We start from the raw sequence: 17,002 nt of genomic DNA on the forward strand, positions 1-17,002 counted from the left end.
AATGGCGGTGAGCTTTGATGAAAGGATGGGGGATGGAAATGACAGTATGGATATGTTGCGTGCTCATTGTTGTTTTATTATATGTACTGGCCATTCATCCGTCCTGTAGACGGGCGGCGCGGGAAGCAAAGCGAGAAGTCCGTTACTATGCCCACAGAGGCTTATATGACAATAACAGCGACGCACCGGAGAATTCTCTCCGGGCGTTTGCGCTTGCGGCGGAGGCCGGATACGGCATCGAACTGGATGTGAGGCTGACGAAGGACGGCGTCCCGGTGGTGTTCCACGATGCGGAGCTGGGGCGTGTGTGTGGCTGCTCCGGAAGTATCGAGGAGCTGAATGCAACGCAGACCGATGCCCTGCGGCTTCTGGGGACAGATCAGAAGGTGCCGCGGCTGCAGGAAGTACTGGAGCTGGTGGCCGGACGGGTGCCGCTGCTGATAGAATATAAGATGGAACAGATGGATGCGACAGTATGTGTGCGGGCTGACCGGTTGCTGAACAGCTACCCGGGAGAATACTGTATGGAGTCCTTTCATCCCTTTGCCCTGCTGTGGTACCGGCAGAACCGACCGGAGATCTTGCGCGGCATCCTGTCCACCGATTACCGGGATGGCAGGAGCCTTCCCATGACACCGCTGCATTTTTGCAGCAGGCATCTGCTGTTCAATTTCTTCGCCCGACCCAATTTTGTGGCCTATGACAGAAGGGTAAAAACAGAACTGTCCCGGGCGCTGTGCAGCAGGTTGTATCGAATTCCGCTGGCGGCCTGGACTGTAAAAAGCCGGGAGCAGCTGGAAGAACTGCGCCCGACTTACGACTGGTTTATCTTTGAAGGTTTTCGACCGTAAATTAATAGCCTAACTCTTCGCCCACAAGGATCACCTTGATGCGTCCCGGAATGCCGGAGCGCCTGGTGACAACGAACTGGCTGCAGATGCAGTCCGGGGAGAAGCAGTCTCCACAGCGTCCTGTGACCGCACAGGGCGTTTTTTTGTGCAGGCGGACGGTGTTGGGCGGCGTTGCGGTATTGCGCACCCGTTTCAGGCCCGCGTCCACATCGGTGACCACCTTATTCATACCGGCCAGAATGATGACGTTCTGGGGGCCGTAGCAGAGAAAGGCTACCCGGTTGCCGCGGCCGTCGATGTTGACCAGCTCGCCGTCCATGGTGATGGCGTTGGTACTCATGAGAAAATAATCGCAGCAGGCGATCTTACCATAGAGCTGCCGCTGTTCCTCGGGAGTTTTGGCACTTTCCCGGTCGATGATCTTATAAGGGCCATGACAGACTGCCTCCATCAGGCCACTTTCGTGCAGGGACATGGAGCCGCCCCAGGCGATGCTGGAGCCTTCGGGCATCAATTCCAGTGCTTTTGCCACAGCGGATGTGCGGTCCGGGCAGTAATAGCCCTCCATCTGGCGCTTTTCCAGCCCTTTGATGATGGTGGCGGCTGCGTTTTCATAATAAATCTGTTTTGGGGTCATAGGAGTTCCTCCTTTGTGTGTGAATGTTTTTGGAAAAATTTCTCTCTTTATTATAAACACAGGGATGCTGGCTGACAAGACGCCAATGTAAGGTTCCAGTCCACACGCACCATTCGCACAATCGCATCTTTAATGCTTTCTGCTGCTTCGCAGCTCTTTTTTTACTCATTACAAGGAGCTCCCTTCGTTGTATTGCATCCGAGTGAATTGTAACAATTTTCGCGACAGGAAAACGGCGGCCTTGTGCAGTGCCGGAAATTGAGATATAATGCACACATACTGGAAAAACGGAGGAACGACAAATGGCAAATATGCTTCCAAAGCGGGAGGAAGGAAAGAAAGAGACACAGTGGAGACTGGAGGATATGTACGCGTCCAATGAGGCCTGGGAGGCCGACGCAGCCCTGCTGTCTGAAAAAATAGAGAAGCTGGGCAGCTTCCAGGGAAGGCTGGGAGAGGGCGCGAAGGTTTTCCTGGAAGTGTTCCGGCTGCATGACGAGACAAATATGCTTTTTGAAAAGGTGTATGTGTATGCCAATCAGCGGCATCATGAGGATACCGGCAACAGCTTTTATCAGGCGCTGTCCGGCCGGGCGCAGACGCTGATGGTGGCGCTTTCCCAGGCGGAGGCGTATATGACGCCGGAGATCCTGGCCCTGCCGGAGGAAACGGTGGAGGGCTATTTTGCAGAGGAGCCAGAGCTGGAAATGTACCGCCATGCCTGCAGGGAAATTGTGCGTTTTAAGGAGCATACGCTGGATGCGGCCCAGGAGGCGCTGCTGGCGAAGGCCGGGGAGATGGCAGAAAGTCCCCGGGATATTTTTTTCCATGTTCAACAACGCGGATATCAAATTTCCCACCATCTGGGGAGAGGACGGGGAGCCCATCGCCGTGACCCACGGCACCTTCATCTCCCCTCATGCAAAGCCAGGATCGGGAAGTGCGAAAAGCAGCTTTTTCCTCGGTGTATGACACCTATCAGAAGTATAAAAATACGCTGGCGGCCACGTTCAAGGCCAATGTGGTGCAGGAGACGTTCTATGCGTCCGTCCGGGGCTATCAGAGCTCTCTGGAGGCGGCGCTGTTTGCCAACGGCGTGCCGGTGCAGGTATATGACAATCTGCTGGCTGTGGTGGATGAAAACCTGCCGTTGCTGCACCGCTATGTGGCGCTGCGGAAAAAGGTGCTGCAGACGGAAGAGCTGCACATGTATGATCTGTATGTGCCCATGGTTTCCGATGTGGACATGGACGTTCCCTTTGAGAAGGCAAAAGAAATGGTGCTGGAGGGGCTGGCCCCGTTGGGAGAGGAATATCTGGGCCTGCTGCGGGAAGGCTTTGCCAACGGCTGGATCGACGTGTACGAAAACGAGGGCAAGCGGAGCGGCGCTTATTCCTGGGGCGCTTACGGCACCCATCCCTACGTGCTCATGAACTATCAGGACAATCTGAACAGCGTCTTCACCCTGGCTCACGAGATGGGGCATGCGCTGCATTCCTATTATTCGGATCATAACCAGCCTTACGTGTACGCCGGTTACCGGATTTTCGTGGCGGAGGTGGCTTCCACCTGCAACGAAGCACTGCTCATCCGGCATCTCATTGACCAAGCGAAGGACCGAAAGGAAAAAATGTACCTGATCAACTATTTCCTGGAGCAGTTCCGCACCACCCTGTACCGGCAGACCATGTTTGCAGAATTTGAAAAACTGGCTCACGCCCAGCAGGAGTCCGGCGGCCAGCTGACGGCAGACTGGCTCTGCGAGACATACTATACTCTGAACAAAAAATATTTCGGCGAGGACATGGTGGTGGACGAGGAGATCGCCATGGAGTGGGCGCGGATCCCCCATTTCTATACGCCGTTTTACGTGTACCAGTACGCCACCGGATTTTCCGCAGCCATCGCCCTGTCCGGCAGGATCCTGAAAGAGGGCGCTCCTGCAGTGGAGGATTACAAGAAGTTCTTAAAGGGCGGCTGCAGTGCCTACCCCACCGAGCTGCTTCGGATGGCAGGTGTGGATATGGAAAGCACAGCGCCCATCACAGCGGCCCTGCAGGTGTTCGGGCAGTATGTGGAAGAACTGGAAAATCTTTTATAGAAGAAAATGCCTTCTTTGTATTGACTTTTGCCGGAAAACGGGATTTAATATTATTGTAACAATTACGTAACAATAATGGACGGTGAGAGCGATGACACCATTTGAAGCGATTTTTCAGAGACAGTCCATCCGGCACTTTCGAAAAGATCCCGTGCCGGAGACGGTTTTGCACAAGATAGAGAATTTTGAAGCGGAGCTGATCCCCATTTTTCCTTATGTGAAAATGGAGACGAAGGTTTACCGGGCAGAAGAGTATCACAGCAAAATGCCAGCCCTGTTCGGCGTGCAGGCTCCTTATTATCTGGCGGTGTATGCCCAGACGCTGGAGGGCAGCAGAAGCAATGCGGGCAACCTGCTGGAGCAGATCGCCCTGTATCTGCACAGCCGGGGCATCGGCACCTGTTTTGTGGGAGGCATGCGGCCGCCCAAGGGCGCACCGACGCCGGAGGGCATGGAATTTGTCATCATGCTGGCTTTCGGTCTGCCGAAAGGGAGAACTGAACCGCCCGGCAGAGAAAGCTCACCGGGAGTCCATGGAGCGGCTGTGCGTGTACAAGCAGGAGCCGCTGCGGGAAACCCAGGAGCTCATCGAGGCGGCACGTCTGGCGCCGTCCAGCCTCAACAGCCAGCCCTGGAAGTTTGTCGTATACCGGAACCGGCTGCACATCTTTGAGGTGCAGAAGCGGCAGGGCGGGAAGCGCAGTGCTTGGCAGGAGATCAACATGGGCATCATGATGGCCCATATTCTCATGGCGGCGGAGGAATACTGGATCGACGTGACCATGACCCATTCCGACAATCTGGCGGAGAAACCGGTGGCCAATTACCGGTATGTGGGAAGCGTGCTGGTGAAGCCGTAAATTGGGGAGGTTCTATGGCAGATTTCATGAGTTCCTACAAACACCTTGAAAAATTGTGTGGGGACATACTACAGGACGACAGACGGATATCTGCTTATATTGATGAAATGACAAAAATAGCCAGCGGTTCATCTGCAGTGCATGGCTGGAATGAAGATTTAAAGAAACTGAAACATTATCGGTGGGTGCGTAATCAGATTGTGCATGATCCTGATTATGAAGAAGAGGATTTATGTGGGCCGAATGATGTGCTGTGGCTTGAAAATTTTTATTCGCGGATCATGAACCAGACAGATCCGCTGGCATTATATTATCATCTTACAAAGAAAGTCGGAGAAGATAACCGGAAAAAGCAGGAATCTGTGAGAACAAATACATATGATACATATAACAGGCAACCCATGCCTAGGAGAGAACCAGAGCATTCATCAGGTGGGATGATTCTTGTTGTGTGTGTGATCATCATAGTAGCATGTGTACTCTTTCTGGGAAAATAGAATAAGAAACGAAAAAGGCTGCCACCTCTGTGACAGCCCTAAATTTTTGCATCAAAAAAGCGACAGACGGGACTCGAACCCGCGACCTCCACCTTGGCAAGGTGGCGTACTACCAACTGTACTACTGTCGCATGTGCGTTGTTTGAATTGTTATTGCCGAACGCATGATTAACTATACCAGAGGAATCCGGATTTGTCAACAGGTAAATTAAATTTTTTTAAAAAAAGTTCAGTTCAGCCGCGCCATTCGCAGAATCGTGCTGTCGCACTTCCCGCTGCTTCGCAGCTACTTTCTGCTCATCTCCGGCGCTCCGTCCATGCCGGCTCTCGTCCAGCTTTTCGTGCAAGCACGATCGCTGCACTCGTTTGTCATGGCTGAGCTGAACTCGAAGGTTGTCACCCCCCGATACGCGTGGTATAATGAAAGCCACGGTTACAGATCATTGATTTTTATATAAAGAGGATGACGAATGAATCGAATGCAAGGCAGAAGATTTTTGATGAAGATGGCGGCACCGCTGCTGGCGCTGACGCTGTTCCTGGCTCAGGGCGGGGAAGCGTATGCCGCAGCGCAGATCGTGTCGGATGTGGAGGCACGGCGGGCACTGCCCATCGTATCCAATGAGACAGAAGGCTGGCCCCAGGGGCCGGTGGTGTCGGCACAGTCGGCGGTGGTGATGGAGGCGTCCACAGGCGCGATCCTGTATGAGAAGGATGCCCACGACCAGCTGTATCCGGCCAGCATCACGAAGATCATGACGACGCTGGTGGCGCTGGAGCACTCCACCATGGACGAGACGGTGACGTTTTCCTATGACTCGGTGTTCAGCCTGGATACGGGCAGCAGTATCATCGGCGGTGTGAACCCCGGAGATACCATGAGCATGAAGGATGTGCTGTACGGCATCATGATTTGTTCGGGAAATGAAGCGGCTTACGCGGCGGCAGAGCATGTGGGCGGCAGCATCCCGGCTTTTGTGGATATGATGAACGCCAGGGCGCAGGAGATCGGCTGTACGGATACCCATTTTGAAAATCCACACGGCCTGCCCAACGAAAATCATGTGACGTCGGCCATGGATATGGCGAAGATCACCCGGACGGCCCTGGAAAATACCGCCTTTAAGACGATAGCAACCACAAGACGGTATACGTTTCCACCCACCTCGTCAGGGGAGGAGCGCATCCGCCTGAACCATCACAAAATGATGGAGGGCATGGAGTACGCCTACGACGGCTGCCTGGGCGGCAAGACGGGCTATACATCGGCGGCGGGTAGTACGCTGGTGACCTTCGCCCAGCGGGACGGCATGATGCTCATCTGCGTGGTGATGAACGAGGAGGCACCGTCCCAGTTTCTGGATACGGCCACCCTTCTGGATTATGGCTTTGCCAATTTCCGCAAGGTGGATATGAGCGAGTACGGTCAGGGGCAGGACAGCGAGAACAGCAGCTTTTTCCTGACCCAGGCGCAGACCCAGAATGCGGATACCGGCCTTTCTGTGCGGCAGAACGGCACGGCGGTGCTGCCGGTCAACGCTTCGGTGGATGATGTGAAGGGCGAGGCCCAGGCCGGAGACAGCGAAGGGACAGTGACCTCGGAGTTTTATTATCATGGCGTCTATGTGGGAAGCTCGGTGATGCGGGTGCAGGCGGCGGATCCCCAGTCAGGCAGCAGCCTGCTCTTTGGCGGCACCCGGGAGGAGACGGACACCACGTATGATATTTTTCACCCGGACAGCGGATTTGTCCTGTTCATCAACTGGAAATATATTCTGATCGTGCTGGTCGGCATCGGTGTGGCGGCGGGGATGGCATTCCTTATTATGCACACCGGCAGCCGGAAACGGCGCAGGAGAACGCCCCACCTGACGATCCGGTGAGCGCATGGCGGGAACAATTTGTCAGGCAGACAGGCATGGTTTGAAAAAGGAGAAGATGAGGGAACACAGATGGCAATAGATACACTACTGCAATTATTTGCTAAGATTTTTATCATGGTTGCTGTGGGATACTTCCTGCGGCGCAGAAATATTATCACAGTGCAGATCAAGCAGGCACTGAATTTCATGATCGTCAATGTTTTCATGCCATTCAGCATTCTGGTATCGGGAAACAGCGCTTTTTCAAAAGAAATGTCCCACAGTCTTCTGCTGGTGGCGGGGCTGTCGCTTATCTACTATATCGCTTCCATGGCTATCGGGATGGGACTGGGAAAACTGTTCCATATGGAGGAGCATCGGGCGCGGATTTTTGTGTTGATGCAGAGCTTTGCCAATGTGGGCTTTTTGGGTATTCCGCTGGCGGAAGAACTGTTTGGTGCCACGGGAACGCTGGTGGCAGTGGTGTATAATCTGGCCTTTGACGTGATCTTTTTTACCTATGGAATGTATTACATTCGTCACGGTGGCAAGCTGGATCTGAAAGCACTGCTGGGCAATGTGGTGGCCATCAGCGCCATCGCATCGGTAATCCTGTATTGCTCGCCGGTGCGGATGCCGGTACTGGTGGAGGAATCCCTGCGGATGATGGGAAGCTGTACCACACCTTTGTCCATGATAGTGGTGGGCTGCAGCCTGGCAGAGGTAAAGCTTTTGGATGTGCTGAAGAGCCGGGACGCATATCTGGTATCTGCTTTGCGTCTGGTGATCTATCCGGTGCTTTTCTGGGCAGCGGCTGTGGCACTGCATCTGGAGCCGGAGGTGACGGCGGCAGGTATTCTGCTGACGGCGCTACCTCCCGCAACCATGAACGTGATCGTAGCAGAGGAACACGGCTGTGCACCTGAATTTGCCGCACAGGCGGTGGTGCAGAGCATGGTGTTTATGATCGTGACCGTTCCGGTGGTCATGATGATTCTTGTGTAAGGCGTTTTGTGTAAAAATATAGGGCGCGTCTGTTTTCGGATGGCGCGAAGAAGGAGAAAATATGAGTCAGGCAGATCAGATTTTTATCAATATGTGTAAGGATATTCTGGAAAACGGAACAAGCACGGAGGGGGAGAAGGTGCGCCCCAAATGGGAGGATGGCAGCTTTGCCTATACGATCAAGCAGTTTGGTGTGGTGAACCGCTATGATCTGTCCAAAGAGTTTCCGCTGCTGACGCTGCGGCGGACGGCGCTGAAAAGTGCCACGGACGAGATGCTCTGGATCTGGCAGCAGAAATCCAACAACATCCATGACCTGCACAGCCATATCTGGGACAGCTGGGCGGACGAGGACGGTTCCATCGGTAAGGCCTACGGCTATCAGCTGGGTGTGAAACACCAGTACAGGGAGGGCATGATGGATCAGGTGGACCGGGTGCTTTATGATCTGAAACACAATCCCTACAGCCGGAGAATCATGACCAATATTTATGTCCATCAGGATCTTCATGAGATGAACCTGTATCCGTGTGCTTACAGCATGACCTTTAACGTGACGAAGAAACCCGGCCACGACAGGCTGACACTGAATGCCATTTTGAACCAGCGATCCCAGGATATTCTTACGGCCAACAACTGGAACGTGGTGCAGTATGCGGTGCTGCTGCACATGATCGCCCAGGTGTGCGGCATGGAGGTGGGGGAACTGGTGCATGTCATCGCCGATGCCCATATTTATGACCGGCATATACCGCTGGTGAAGGAGCTGATCAGCCGCCCCTGCTACGATGCGCCCACTTTCTGGCTTAACCCGGAGGTGAAGGATTTCTATCAGTTCACACGGGATGATGTGCGGGTGGATAATTATGTGACCGGGCCGCAGATCACAAACATCCCGGTGGCGGTATAAGACGTGGAAAATGAGGAAAAACAGAAACAGGAAGGAGGAAAACAGCGATGAATATGATCGTCAATGTGGATAACAACTGGGCCATTGGCTACCGGAACAGCCTGCTGGTGCGCATTCCGTCAGATATGAAGTTTTTCCGGCAGGAGACCACCGGCAAGGTGATCGTCATGGGAAGAAAGACGCTGGAGAGCTTTCCCGGCGGCCAGCCATTGAAAAACCGGATCAACATCGTGCTGACGACAGATCCGGCCTATCAGGTGAAGGGTGCTGTCATTGTACATGATCTGGAGGAACTGAAGGAGGCGCTGAAGCCCTACGACAGTGAAAATATTTACGTCATCGGCGGGGAGAGTATTTACCGGCAGCTGCTGCCGTACTGCGACACTGCCCATGTGACCAGGGTGTGCAACACTTATCAGGCGGACACCTGGTTTCCCAATCTGGATGAACTGCCGGACTGGGAGCTCACCGGAGAGAGTGAGGAACAGACGTACTTTGACCTGGAATACTATTTCCTGCGGTATGAGAGAAAGAAAAAATAAAACAGAGTTTCTTTGAGGGGGATACGGATGAATTTATTTACAGTTGGTGTGATCGTGATGTGTGCGGCTATGATCCTTTGCTGGGCTTACAATTTTATCAGGGCCGGAAGAGAGAAGCCGCAGAGTGTCCTGGCAAGAAGAGGCCTGTATATCTGTGGGATGGGAGCGGTCGCCCTGAATCTTTTCCGGATTTTTCAGATTTATGTATATTCACTGACACCCATGGTGCTGGCAAATGTGGTTGCCTTTCTATGCATTCTGATCGCGTTTATCCGTTCGGAGAGAGGGCAGGACAAAGACGGTACAGGGGCATAAAAAGAGAAGACATTACATGCCTCCTCCCCATCCGTGCCATTCTTCTGGATCCGGTGCGGTATCGGAAGCGGAATGTGCAGCGGTATTTTCTGATTGTTTGATGAGAGCGGCGATTTCCTCTTCGGAAAGCGTCGCTTTTAACTTTTCCAGGGTGGCGTTCAGATCCTTCCGGGCACCATCCACCGATGCCTTGGCCCAGGAAGCCTCCTGGCGCTGTGCCTGTTCCCGGAGAAGCCTTGCATATTCCCGATCGTCGATGTGGGGTGTGGTCGGAATGGCAGCTGTGATGCCGATCAGGACAAGAACCAGCTTCAGACCGATCAGTCCGCCGGCGCTGCTTTCATAAGCGGGATGAAAACCGGTAAGATACGCCTGGAGGAAAAAAGAATAGTTCCATACGGTAAAAGCGGCATATACTGTAAAAAGAAGCAGTGCCGTGGTGCACCCGACTTTCCCGCCCCATCCCTGCGGACGGATCAGACAGAACACCGTGCCTGCGGCAAGGAGGAGAAGGAAAAAGAATTCCAGCCAACAGACAGGGGAAAGAGAAGAGAGATTTCTTTCCAAAAGAAGATTGCGCAGCAGCCAGAGCTCACCGCAGATCACAAGAAGGAAGCAGATGACGGTGACACCTCTGCGGGAGGCCTGTGTGTCGGAAACAGATGCTTTCATAGAAAATCCCCCTTTGTTCGAAAAAAATAAAATCAATTCCGAATTTAGTATAACATAGAAATGATATTGGGTCAATTTCAGACTTTATATTGTGAATTTGGAAAATTTTAGATATAATAGGCACAGAAGGAATAAAATATGCCGGAAACGGCATAAAGGAAAAGCTGATGAGGGGGAATGATGATGAGACTGGTATTTGTGACAAGTGGTTTCAGTGGCATCCATCTGGCGTATGGCGTGATGGTGATAGGGATTATTTTCTGCTTTGTGATATCCCAAAATCAGAAAAAAGAAATGCGGAAGGCTGTGGATGCGTTTGCCTTTCCTTTTGTCCGGATCTCCAATTATATAAGTCCCACTGTCCCTGAAAACCATCTGGCAGTGGAAAAACAGGAGAATGGAGTGATACGGGTATTGCCGCCGGAGCAGCAGCCGGGCGCCATCCGGGCAATCATGAAACGGGCCAATGAGGAAACACCGGTGAAGCTGTTTGCTGAGATGGCAGATGCAGCTGACGAGGTGAAACGTCTGGCAGGCATCAACCGGACGCGAAAAGCACAGTTTGCAGATCCGGTGGAAGAGATCCTGCTGCTGACCCATACGTTTCTGACCGGGTGTGAGGATGTTCGCCGGATGGATACAACGGAAAAGGTGGAGCAGTTTGAAAGCTTTCTGCAGGAGCAGGTAAAATACCGGATGATTCTGCTTCGAAGGATCAGTGGAGGTTCAGCGGAGGAATACAGAGAGTTAAACCGGGTGTATGCCCGGGAGATGGAGATGCTGGAGAAAAAAGAAGGGGAAAATCATTAAATTGTATAATTTGCATAACGATAAAATGTAAGAAAAACGGATTTTCCAAAATATGGAATTAAAATAGACAAAAAACAGGTAAAAAGTGCATATATTATTGGATGAAATTTAGGGAAATTTTAACGAAAAATTTATAAACAGGCGGTTTGTGTTTACATTTTGCACAAAAGCGCATATAATGAAACTGGGAAATGGAAGACGGATATTTCGCAAATGGTTAAACAAACAGAGGAGGGAAGCTTATGAGCGAAATGAATATGAAGTCTACAGCTGCCGTGAAAGAACCGGAAGGTTTCAACCAGGGAAAATTTCCACTGAAGAAGCGTGAACTGGGTGGCATGCAGCCGTACATACCGCTGGGACCTTTCCAGCTCCGCCTGCCACTGATTCACCACCGCTGGTCCTGGACAGAGATGGCCGCCGCCATGTTTCTTGGCGTTGCCTGCCTGGGTGCCGGAACAGCGACAACCATGACCACATTTGGTCTGGACGAAGCGGCGAATATTGCAGCACTGGGCCTGACGGAAAATGGTGCTTTTCTGATGAGCCTGACCTTCGGTGTGCTGAATGCCATCTGCTATTATCTGCCGTCGTTGCTCGGTGACCCGGTTGTGCCCGGGTGGATCACACCGGCACTGCCGCTGACACTGAATTATCTGAGTGCCTATGCGCTTCCGGATTATGCCACCGGTGAAGTCGACCGGATATATGCGATGATTGCCCTGCAGATGCTGGTAGCCTTAAGCTTCCTGATCATGGGAGCTACCGGTCTGGGAAGAAAGTTGGTAGATGCGGTGCCGACTTCCATCAAAGCCGGAATCGTTCTCGGTGCCGGTGTTACGGCCGGTATGAATGTATTTTCCGCCCGTATGCCGAAAGCGCCGATTACGGTCGTGATCGCGGTACTGATGTCCTATTTCTTCCTGTTCAACCCGACATTTGCCCGGGCAGCACAGAAGAACAAATGGCTGAACCTTTTACGGAATCAGGGCGTTGTGCCTGCACAGGTATTCGCAATCGTACTTGCACCGTTCCTGATCCGGGAAATTGCGGTTCCTCAGATTCAGTGGGGGCTTACGCCGTTATCCTTTGGATTTGTATTGGAGCATTTTACCATATTTGGACTGGGATTCCCGGCAGCAAAATTCTTTGTTTCCGCAATCCCCATGGCACTGACCGTTTACATTATTGCATTCTCTGACTTCGTTCTGGCAAAGGAGGTTGTAACCGAGGCAACGGCAACCCGGCCGGATGAGACGGTTATCTTCGATGCAGGCCGTTCCAATCTGGTAAGCTTTCTCCGTAATGGGATCATGTCACTGTTTGCACCATGGGTGCCGCTGTGCGGTCCTCTGTGGGCATCCGGCCTGCTGACGATCACCGAACGCTATAAGAGAGGCTACAAGACGATGAACAGCTACTGGGATGGTGTGTGTACCTTCCGTGCGGCAACCGTTATTTCCGTACTGATCCTTCCGCTGGTGACCCTGATTCGTCCGGCATTTGCCATTTTCTTTGGTATCACGATGGGCGTTCAGGCATTTGCCTGCGGCAATATCGGTATGAGAATGTGTACCACTGCAAATGAGCGCGGGATTGCCTGCATCATTGCGGCAGCGCTTACCTTCTATACGCCGGGTTGGGCACTGCTGATCGGTATCATCGTGTGGATCGTAGTAGAGGGCAGCGAATTGTTTGCAAAGAAAGCATAGAGAAGAAACAGAAAAGAAACTCCATCCGAAAGCGGATAGGCTTGGATGAGCGAAAAGCAAAGGGGAAGGCACTGCTGTTTTTGACAGGCAGTGCCTTCCCCTTTTGGCAGAACATTCCCAGGCAGATCTGCGGGATGGTCAGTATGTGGGTCAGCTCCGTTCCCGTGCTCCCAGCAGCTGATCCGCCATCAGGGAAAGCTCATGGGCAGATGGCTCCCAGCCATTGAGGCGCCACGTCTGGATGAGGCCAATATAACCGGACACGATAAACGAAAAATAATATTCAAAATAGAGGGTATCGCGGAAGCGGAGCTTCCACAGGGAGTATGTCCGTCTGCGCAGCAGGTCCTTCAGTCGGTTGATGAATGTCAGATCTCCGTTGGGGCCAAGAAGTGCATCAGCGATATCTTTATTATCCAGAAGAAACTGAAACATATTCTCCGATAATCTGGCCACACTGCCTGTGCTGTCGGGGGCAGGCGGTGTCTTGTCCAGCAATTCGTTAAAATCAGCGAACCACTCGTCCTCCAGCTGTTCTAACATGTCGTAAATATCCCGGTAGTGGAGGTAAAAGGTCCCCCGGTTGATGTCTGCCAGATCAGTCAGTTCCTTGACAGAAATATCTTTGATGGGCTTTTCCTTCATGAGTGAGGTAAGGCTTTCCAGAAGAAGCCGTTTCGTTCGCCTGACCCGCCGGTCTGTCTTGTTTTCCGCCATTATGTTCATCCTTTCCTTAAAAAGTATTAAACAAATAAATCAGTGAGTAATTAAACAAAATATAAAAAGATGTTAAATATCACACAGAAAAAAACAAACTGCTTATTGAAATTCTAACATATATTTTACATAATAGCGATAGAAAAATACAGAGATTGTTAAGTAAACAGACAACTGTTGCTTATTTGACAAAGGAGAATCCCTCGCAATGAGCTTTAAAAGTATTTTGAAAAAATCGCTGACCAGCGGCTTGTTACAGCAGAAGCTGTCTGTACCGGAACTGATTGTGACGCTGCTGGTGACGGTGTTTTTTGCTGTTTATATTCTGATCCTGTATCGGAAAATGACAAAATCCACCTTTTATTCCCGGACGTTCGGCATTTCCCTGGTGATGCTGTCGGTGGTCACCGCAGGTATGATACTTTCCATGCAGGCGAATTTTGTTATTACCTTTGGTATGCTGGGATCTCTGTCACTGATCCGGTTCCGGACATCAGTAAAGGGGACGGTGGATCAGATCTTTATTTTCTGGAGCGTGAGTGTGGGGCTTCTGTGTGGGGCATCCTGCTATGGTGTGGCGCTGGCGGAGGCCGTGATCCTGACGGCAATATTATTTTTACTGCCCCGGACAAAAGAGCCGCGAAGAAATGTACTGCTGCAGCTGGAGATGGACTGTCAGGAGGCGGAAGAGCCGGTGCTGGCACTGGCAAAAGAATATGATAAAAAGGCACAGATCCGCGGGCGGAATCAGGGACAGGGCTTTCGGGAGCTGCTGATCCGTATGAATATCGGAAATGCGGACAGAGAAGCGCTTCTTGCCCGTCTCAATGGTGACGGACAGGTGCGGACAGCATTTTTTACTGATGGAGACGGGAAATAACGGGCAGATGATAAGGAGGAACCCTCATTCATGTATGGTGGAAATATTCGCAGATGGGTCAAGCGGGGGATTCTTTTGGGGGGTGGCGTGCTGCTCCTGGGAATTGCAAAGAGAAGCACTGCCTGGGCAGAACAAAAGCAGCAGGAGGTGCGGATGTTCGGGTTGTACTGGGAGGGAGAAATCCTTCCGTACCGCCGGGACAGCCGCACTTTTTATCTGCCGCTGACCGAAGAAATGAAGGAAACAGGTGTCAAAAAAGCCGGCTTTGCGGACTGTAACGGTGAGCCGGTGTCCTTTGTCCGGCTGCCGGAGACGGAAGAACTGGAGACGGCAGCTGCAGAAGGGACAGCCTATCCGTTCTCTTTTTCGGAGGGCGGAACCCCCTGTTTTCTGGTATTTACGGACATGCCCATGCTTTCTGTGGAGGAAACAGGAGCGGGAGACGGGGACTATACGCCGGTGAAGGTGACGCTGTTTTCCGGAATGTTTTCTGATGGTGCGGTGATACATACAGAAGGACGGATCAAGGTGCGGGGTGCACTGAGTACGCATTTTCCCAAGGTGGGATACTGTCTGAAGCTGGAAATGATGGACGAATTCGGCAACCGGAAGAAAAATCCCCTGTCGTTTCTGGTGATATATGCTCTAAGTGACTTCTTAATCATGATTTTGTCATGGTTAGTGAAGCAATCACTTAGAGCATTTTTGTTTCAGGAGGTACAGCCATGAGAAATGAAAAAATTACCCCACTGTACGAGCGCCTGAGCCGGGACGATGAGTTACAGGGCGAGAGCAACTCCATATCCAACCAAAAATAGATGTTAGAGGATTTTGCCCGCCGGAATGGGCTGCCCAACCCTACGCACTTTACCGATGATGGTATCTCAGGCACCCGTTTTGACCGCCCCGGATTTTTGGCGATGATGGAGGAAGTGGAGGCAGGGCGTGTAGAGGCAATCGTCATCAAGGACATGAGCCGGTTAGGACGCGACTATCTGAAGGTCGGTCAAGTTATGGAGGTTTTGCGGCAGCGAGGCGTTCGTCTGATTGCCATCAACGACGGTGTGGACAGTCTGAAAGGTGATGACGATTTTACCCCGTTCCGCAACATTATGAATGAATTTTACGCCCGTGATACCAGCCGGAAAATCCGCTCTGTGTTTAAGTCAAAAGGCATGAGTGGCAAGCACCTGACCGGCACTGTGATTTACGGCTACTTATGGGACGAAAAACGGGAGCATTGGCTGGTAGATGAGGAAGCTGCCGAAGTGGTACGCCGTATATTCTCCCTCACGCTGGAGGGATATGGGCCTTACCAGATCGCCTGCAAATTATCCACAGACCGGATTGAAATTCCTATCGTACACCTTGCCCGCTTCAACGAGGGTGTGAACCGTTCAAAGCCGGTCAAAGACCCCTATGGATGGGGATCATCTACCATCGTGAACATTTTGAAAAAACGAGAGTATTTAGGGCATACCATCAATTTCAAGACCCGCAAGCACTTTAAGGACAAGAAAAGCCACTATGTTTCTGAGGACGAATGGACGATCTTTGAGAATACCCATGAAGCCATTATCGACCAGCAGACCTTTGATCTGGTGCAGAAAATCCGTAGCAATGTACGGCGTTATCCAAACGGCTGGGGCGAAGCGGCTCCCCTCACAGGTTTGCTCTATTGTGCCGATTGTGGCGGCAAGATGTATGTCCACCGCACCAACAATGGCAGGCGGATTTCTCAATATACCTGTTCCAATTATACCAAAATTCCGTGTGGGACACTATGCCCCACTCAACACCGTATCAATGAGAGTGCTGTTCTGACATTGGTTTCTGACACGCTCCGGGCTATCGCTGAATATTCCAGAAATGACCGGACGGAATTTATTCACACCCTTCAGGAAACGCAGGTTTCTCAACAGAGTGCCGATATATCGAAAAAGCGCAGACGTCTGGCCGCTGCTCAAAAGAGAGCCGGAGAACTGGAAAAACTGATTTGCAAAATCTATGAGGACAACGCCCTCGGCAAACTGCCGGATGCACGATATAGGGCGCTTGATGCACAGTATGCCAAAGAGCAGGACGCACTTGAGATTGAAATTGTGGAGCTGGAAAAGGCTGTTACCGGCTACGAACAGAGCCAGAAATCAGCGGAGAAATTTATAGCCCTGATTGATAAGTACGAGAATTTTGACACTCTGACAAACACCATGCTCAACGAGTTTGTAGAGAAAATCCTTGTCCACGAACGCGCCCGAAAAGGCAGCCAGGACACCACGCAGGAAATTGAAATCTACTTCAATTTTTTAGGGCGCTATATCCCACCATCCTTACAGCCGGTTCCTTTAACCCCGGAGGAACAGGAAGAACTGCAGAAAAAAGAAGAACGCAAGGACAGGCTTCATCAGAATTATTTGAAGCGGAAAGCCAGCGGCGCACAGAAACAGTATGAGGACAAAATCAAGGCGAAGAAAAAAGCGGAAATGGACGCTAAGAAAGCCCTGATCCGGGCTGAGGATATGAAAAAAGGTGTTTTTTCTACTATTGGTCAGCTACCAAAAGAAGAACCACGCAAAGGCAGCATAGCAGCAAGCGCAGCAGTCTAATCATCACGAAGCAAAGGAGAATGAA

The 17,002-nt window shown here is 51.6% G+C and carries 16 protein-coding genes, 1 tRNA gene and 2 pseudogenes; 15 read left to right on the forward strand and 4 right to left on the reverse strand.

The features are described from left to right. Positions 1–38 precede the first annotated feature (38 nt). The gene (locus RJD28_05685; GenBank protein ID WNV58988.1) at positions 39–851 is read left to right on the forward strand and encodes a glycerophosphodiester phosphodiesterase family protein; all 813 of its coding nucleotides are present in this window, start codon (positions 39–41) and stop codon (positions 849–851) included. A gap of 1 nt (position 852) precedes the next feature. On the opposite strand, the gene RJD28_05690 is transcribed toward RJD28_05685, so the two are convergent. Further along, complete coding sequence (locus RJD28_05690) at positions 853–1,488, reverse strand: lactate utilization protein (protein WNV58989.1); 636 nt, start codon at positions 1,486–1,488, stop codon at positions 853–855. 302 nt (positions 1,489–1,790) lie between these two features. On the opposite strand from RJD28_05690, the pseudogene pepF reads away from it, so the two are divergent. The 4 genes and pseudogenes from pepF (at position 1,791) to RJD28_05710 (ending at position 4,946) form a co-directional block, all read left to right on the forward strand. After that, a pseudogene (pepF, locus tag RJD28_05695) lies at positions 1,791–3,589 on the forward strand (oligoendopeptidase F). A gap of 91 nt (positions 3,590–3,680) precedes the next feature. Next, positions 3,681–4,262, forward strand: a complete 582-nt coding sequence (locus tag RJD28_05700; GenBank protein WNV58990.1) for a nitroreductase family protein — start codon at positions 3,681–3,683, stop codon at positions 4,260–4,262. A gap of 49 nt (positions 4,263–4,311) precedes the next feature. After that, entirely contained in the window at positions 4,312–4,449 is a 138-nt protein-coding gene (locus RJD28_05705; GenBank protein WNV58991.1) for a hypothetical protein, read from the forward strand. Between the two features lie 14 nt (positions 4,450–4,463). Next, positions 4,464–4,946: a DUF6548 family protein gene (locus RJD28_05710; protein ID WNV58992.1), complete on the forward strand. Its 483-nt coding sequence runs from the start codon at positions 4,464–4,466 to the stop codon at positions 4,944–4,946. A gap of 58 nt (positions 4,947–5,004) precedes the next feature. On the opposite strand, the gene RJD28_05715 is transcribed toward RJD28_05710, so the two are convergent. Further along, positions 5,005–5,077, reverse strand: a tRNA-Gly gene (locus tag RJD28_05715). A gap of 339 nt (positions 5,078–5,416) precedes the next feature. Here RJD28_05715 and RJD28_05720 point away from each other — a divergent pair. The 5 genes from RJD28_05720 (at position 5,417) to RJD28_05740 (ending at position 9,580) form a co-directional block, all read left to right on the forward strand. Next, complete coding sequence (locus RJD28_05720; GenBank protein WNV58993.1) at positions 5,417–6,829, forward strand: D-alanyl-D-alanine carboxypeptidase family protein; 1,413 nt, start codon at positions 5,417–5,419, stop codon at positions 6,827–6,829. Positions 6,830–6,898: 69 nt separating this feature from the next. Next, the gene (locus RJD28_05725) at positions 6,899–7,813 is read left to right on the forward strand and encodes an AEC family transporter (protein WNV58994.1); all 915 of its coding nucleotides are present in this window, start codon (positions 6,899–6,901) and stop codon (positions 7,811–7,813) included. Between the two features lie 61 nt (positions 7,814–7,874). Then, positions 7,875–8,723 (forward strand): thymidylate synthase, encoded by an 849-nt coding sequence (gene thyA, locus RJD28_05730; GenBank protein WNV58995.1) that lies wholly within the window; start codon positions 7,875–7,877, stop codon positions 8,721–8,723. A 47-nt stretch (positions 8,724–8,770) separates the two neighbouring features. Next, complete coding sequence (locus RJD28_05735; protein ID WNV58996.1) at positions 8,771–9,265, forward strand: dihydrofolate reductase; 495 nt, start codon at positions 8,771–8,773, stop codon at positions 9,263–9,265. A 27-nt stretch (positions 9,266–9,292) separates the two neighbouring features. Then, on the forward strand, positions 9,293–9,580 hold the full coding sequence (locus tag RJD28_05740) for a hypothetical protein (protein WNV58997.1): 288 nt from the start codon (positions 9,293–9,295) through the stop codon (positions 9,578–9,580). Between the two features lie 12 nt (positions 9,581–9,592). On the opposite strand, the gene RJD28_05745 is transcribed toward RJD28_05740, so the two are convergent. Then, positions 9,593–10,252 (reverse strand): hypothetical protein, encoded by a 660-nt coding sequence (locus RJD28_05745; protein WNV58998.1) that lies wholly within the window; start codon positions 10,250–10,252, stop codon positions 9,593–9,595. 183 nt (positions 10,253–10,435) lie between these two features. Between RJD28_05745 and RJD28_05750 the strand changes: the two genes are divergently transcribed. Both RJD28_05750 and RJD28_05755 read left to right on the forward strand, forming a co-directional pair. Further along, positions 10,436–11,062, forward strand: a complete 627-nt coding sequence (locus RJD28_05750) for a hypothetical protein (protein ID WNV58999.1) — start codon at positions 10,436–10,438, stop codon at positions 11,060–11,062. Positions 11,063–11,304: 242 nt separating this feature from the next. Beyond that, positions 11,305–12,774 carry a hypothetical protein gene (locus tag RJD28_05755; protein ID WNV59000.1) on the forward strand — a complete coding sequence of 490 codons (1,470 nt, stop codon included), beginning with the start codon at positions 11,305–11,307 and terminating at the stop codon, positions 12,772–12,774. 150 nt (positions 12,775–12,924) lie between these two features. Here the strand turns inward: RJD28_05755 and RJD28_05760 are convergent, their stop codons facing one another. Then, positions 12,925–13,491 carry a TetR-like C-terminal domain-containing protein gene (locus tag RJD28_05760; GenBank protein ID WNV59001.1) on the reverse strand — a complete coding sequence of 189 codons (567 nt, stop codon included), beginning with the start codon at positions 13,489–13,491 and terminating at the stop codon, positions 12,925–12,927. 208 nt (positions 13,492–13,699) lie between these two features. Between RJD28_05760 and RJD28_05765 the strand changes: the two genes are divergently transcribed. The 3 genes and pseudogenes from RJD28_05765 to RJD28_05775 all read left to right on the forward strand — a co-directional run bounded on the left by RJD28_05765 (position 13,700) and on the right by RJD28_05775 (position 16,977). After that, entirely contained in the window at positions 13,700–14,371 is a 672-nt protein-coding gene (locus tag RJD28_05765; GenBank protein ID WNV59002.1) for a DUF4956 domain-containing protein, read from the forward strand. Positions 14,372–14,401: 30 nt separating this feature from the next. After that, on the forward strand, positions 14,402–15,100 hold the full coding sequence (locus RJD28_05770; protein ID WNV59003.1) for a hypothetical protein: 699 nt from the start codon (positions 14,402–14,404) through the stop codon (positions 15,098–15,100). Next, a pseudogene (locus RJD28_05775) lies at positions 15,097–16,977 on the forward strand (recombinase family protein). Before RJD28_05770 ends, RJD28_05775 begins: the two are co-directional and overlap by 4 nt. Positions 16,978–17,002: the final 25 nt, after the last annotated feature.

This window comes from Oscillospiraceae bacterium NTUH-002-81, from assembly GCA_032620915.1.
Classification (GTDB): domain Bacteria; phylum Bacillota; class Clostridia; order Lachnospirales; family Lachnospiraceae; genus JAGTTR01.

What these genes read in the sequence shown, in the direction of transcription:
- RJD28_05725 (WNV58994.1), top strand. Translation starts at nt 6,899, where the DNA reads ATGGCAATAGATACACTACTGCAATTATTTGCTAAGATTTTTATCATG.
- RJD28_05700 (WNV58990.1), top strand. Translation starts at nt 3,681, where the DNA reads ATGACACCATTTGAAGCGATTTTTCAGAGACAGTCCATCCGGCACTTT.
- thyA (WNV58995.1), top strand. Translation starts at nt 7,875, where the DNA reads ATGAGTCAGGCAGATCAGATTTTTATCAATATGTGTAAGGATATTCTG.
- RJD28_05710 (WNV58992.1), top strand. Translation starts at nt 4,464, where the DNA reads ATGGCAGATTTCATGAGTTCCTACAAACACCTTGAAAAATTGTGTGGG.
- RJD28_05685 (WNV58988.1), top strand. Translation starts at nt 39, where the DNA reads ATGACAGTATGGATATGTTGCGTGCTCATTGTTGTTTTATTATATGTA.
- RJD28_05720 (WNV58993.1), top strand. Translation starts at nt 5,417, where the DNA reads ATGAATCGAATGCAAGGCAGAAGATTTTTGATGAAGATGGCGGCACCG.
- RJD28_05690 (WNV58989.1), bottom strand. Translation starts at nt 1,488, where the DNA reads ATGACCCCAAAACAGATTTATTATGAAAACGCAGCCGCCACCATCATC.
- RJD28_05740 (WNV58997.1), top strand. Translation starts at nt 9,293, where the DNA reads ATGAATTTATTTACAGTTGGTGTGATCGTGATGTGTGCGGCTATGATC.
- RJD28_05745 (WNV58998.1), bottom strand. Translation starts at nt 10,252, where the DNA reads ATGAAAGCATCTGTTTCCGACACACAGGCCTCCCGCAGAGGTGTCACC.
- RJD28_05755 (WNV59000.1), top strand. Translation starts at nt 11,305, where the DNA reads ATGAGCGAAATGAATATGAAGTCTACAGCTGCCGTGAAAGAACCGGAA.
- RJD28_05735 (WNV58996.1), top strand. Translation starts at nt 8,771, where the DNA reads ATGAATATGATCGTCAATGTGGATAACAACTGGGCCATTGGCTACCGG.
- RJD28_05750 (WNV58999.1), top strand. Translation starts at nt 10,436, where the DNA reads ATGAGACTGGTATTTGTGACAAGTGGTTTCAGTGGCATCCATCTGGCG.
- RJD28_05765 (WNV59002.1), top strand. Translation starts at nt 13,700, where the DNA reads ATGAGCTTTAAAAGTATTTTGAAAAAATCGCTGACCAGCGGCTTGTTA.
- RJD28_05770 (WNV59003.1), top strand. Translation starts at nt 14,402, where the DNA reads ATGTATGGTGGAAATATTCGCAGATGGGTCAAGCGGGGGATTCTTTTG.
- RJD28_05760 (WNV59001.1), bottom strand. Translation starts at nt 13,491, where the DNA reads ATGGCGGAAAACAAGACAGACCGGCGGGTCAGGCGAACGAAACGGCTT.
- RJD28_05705 (WNV58991.1), top strand. Translation starts at nt 4,312, where the DNA reads ATGGGCATCATGATGGCCCATATTCTCATGGCGGCGGAGGAATACTGG.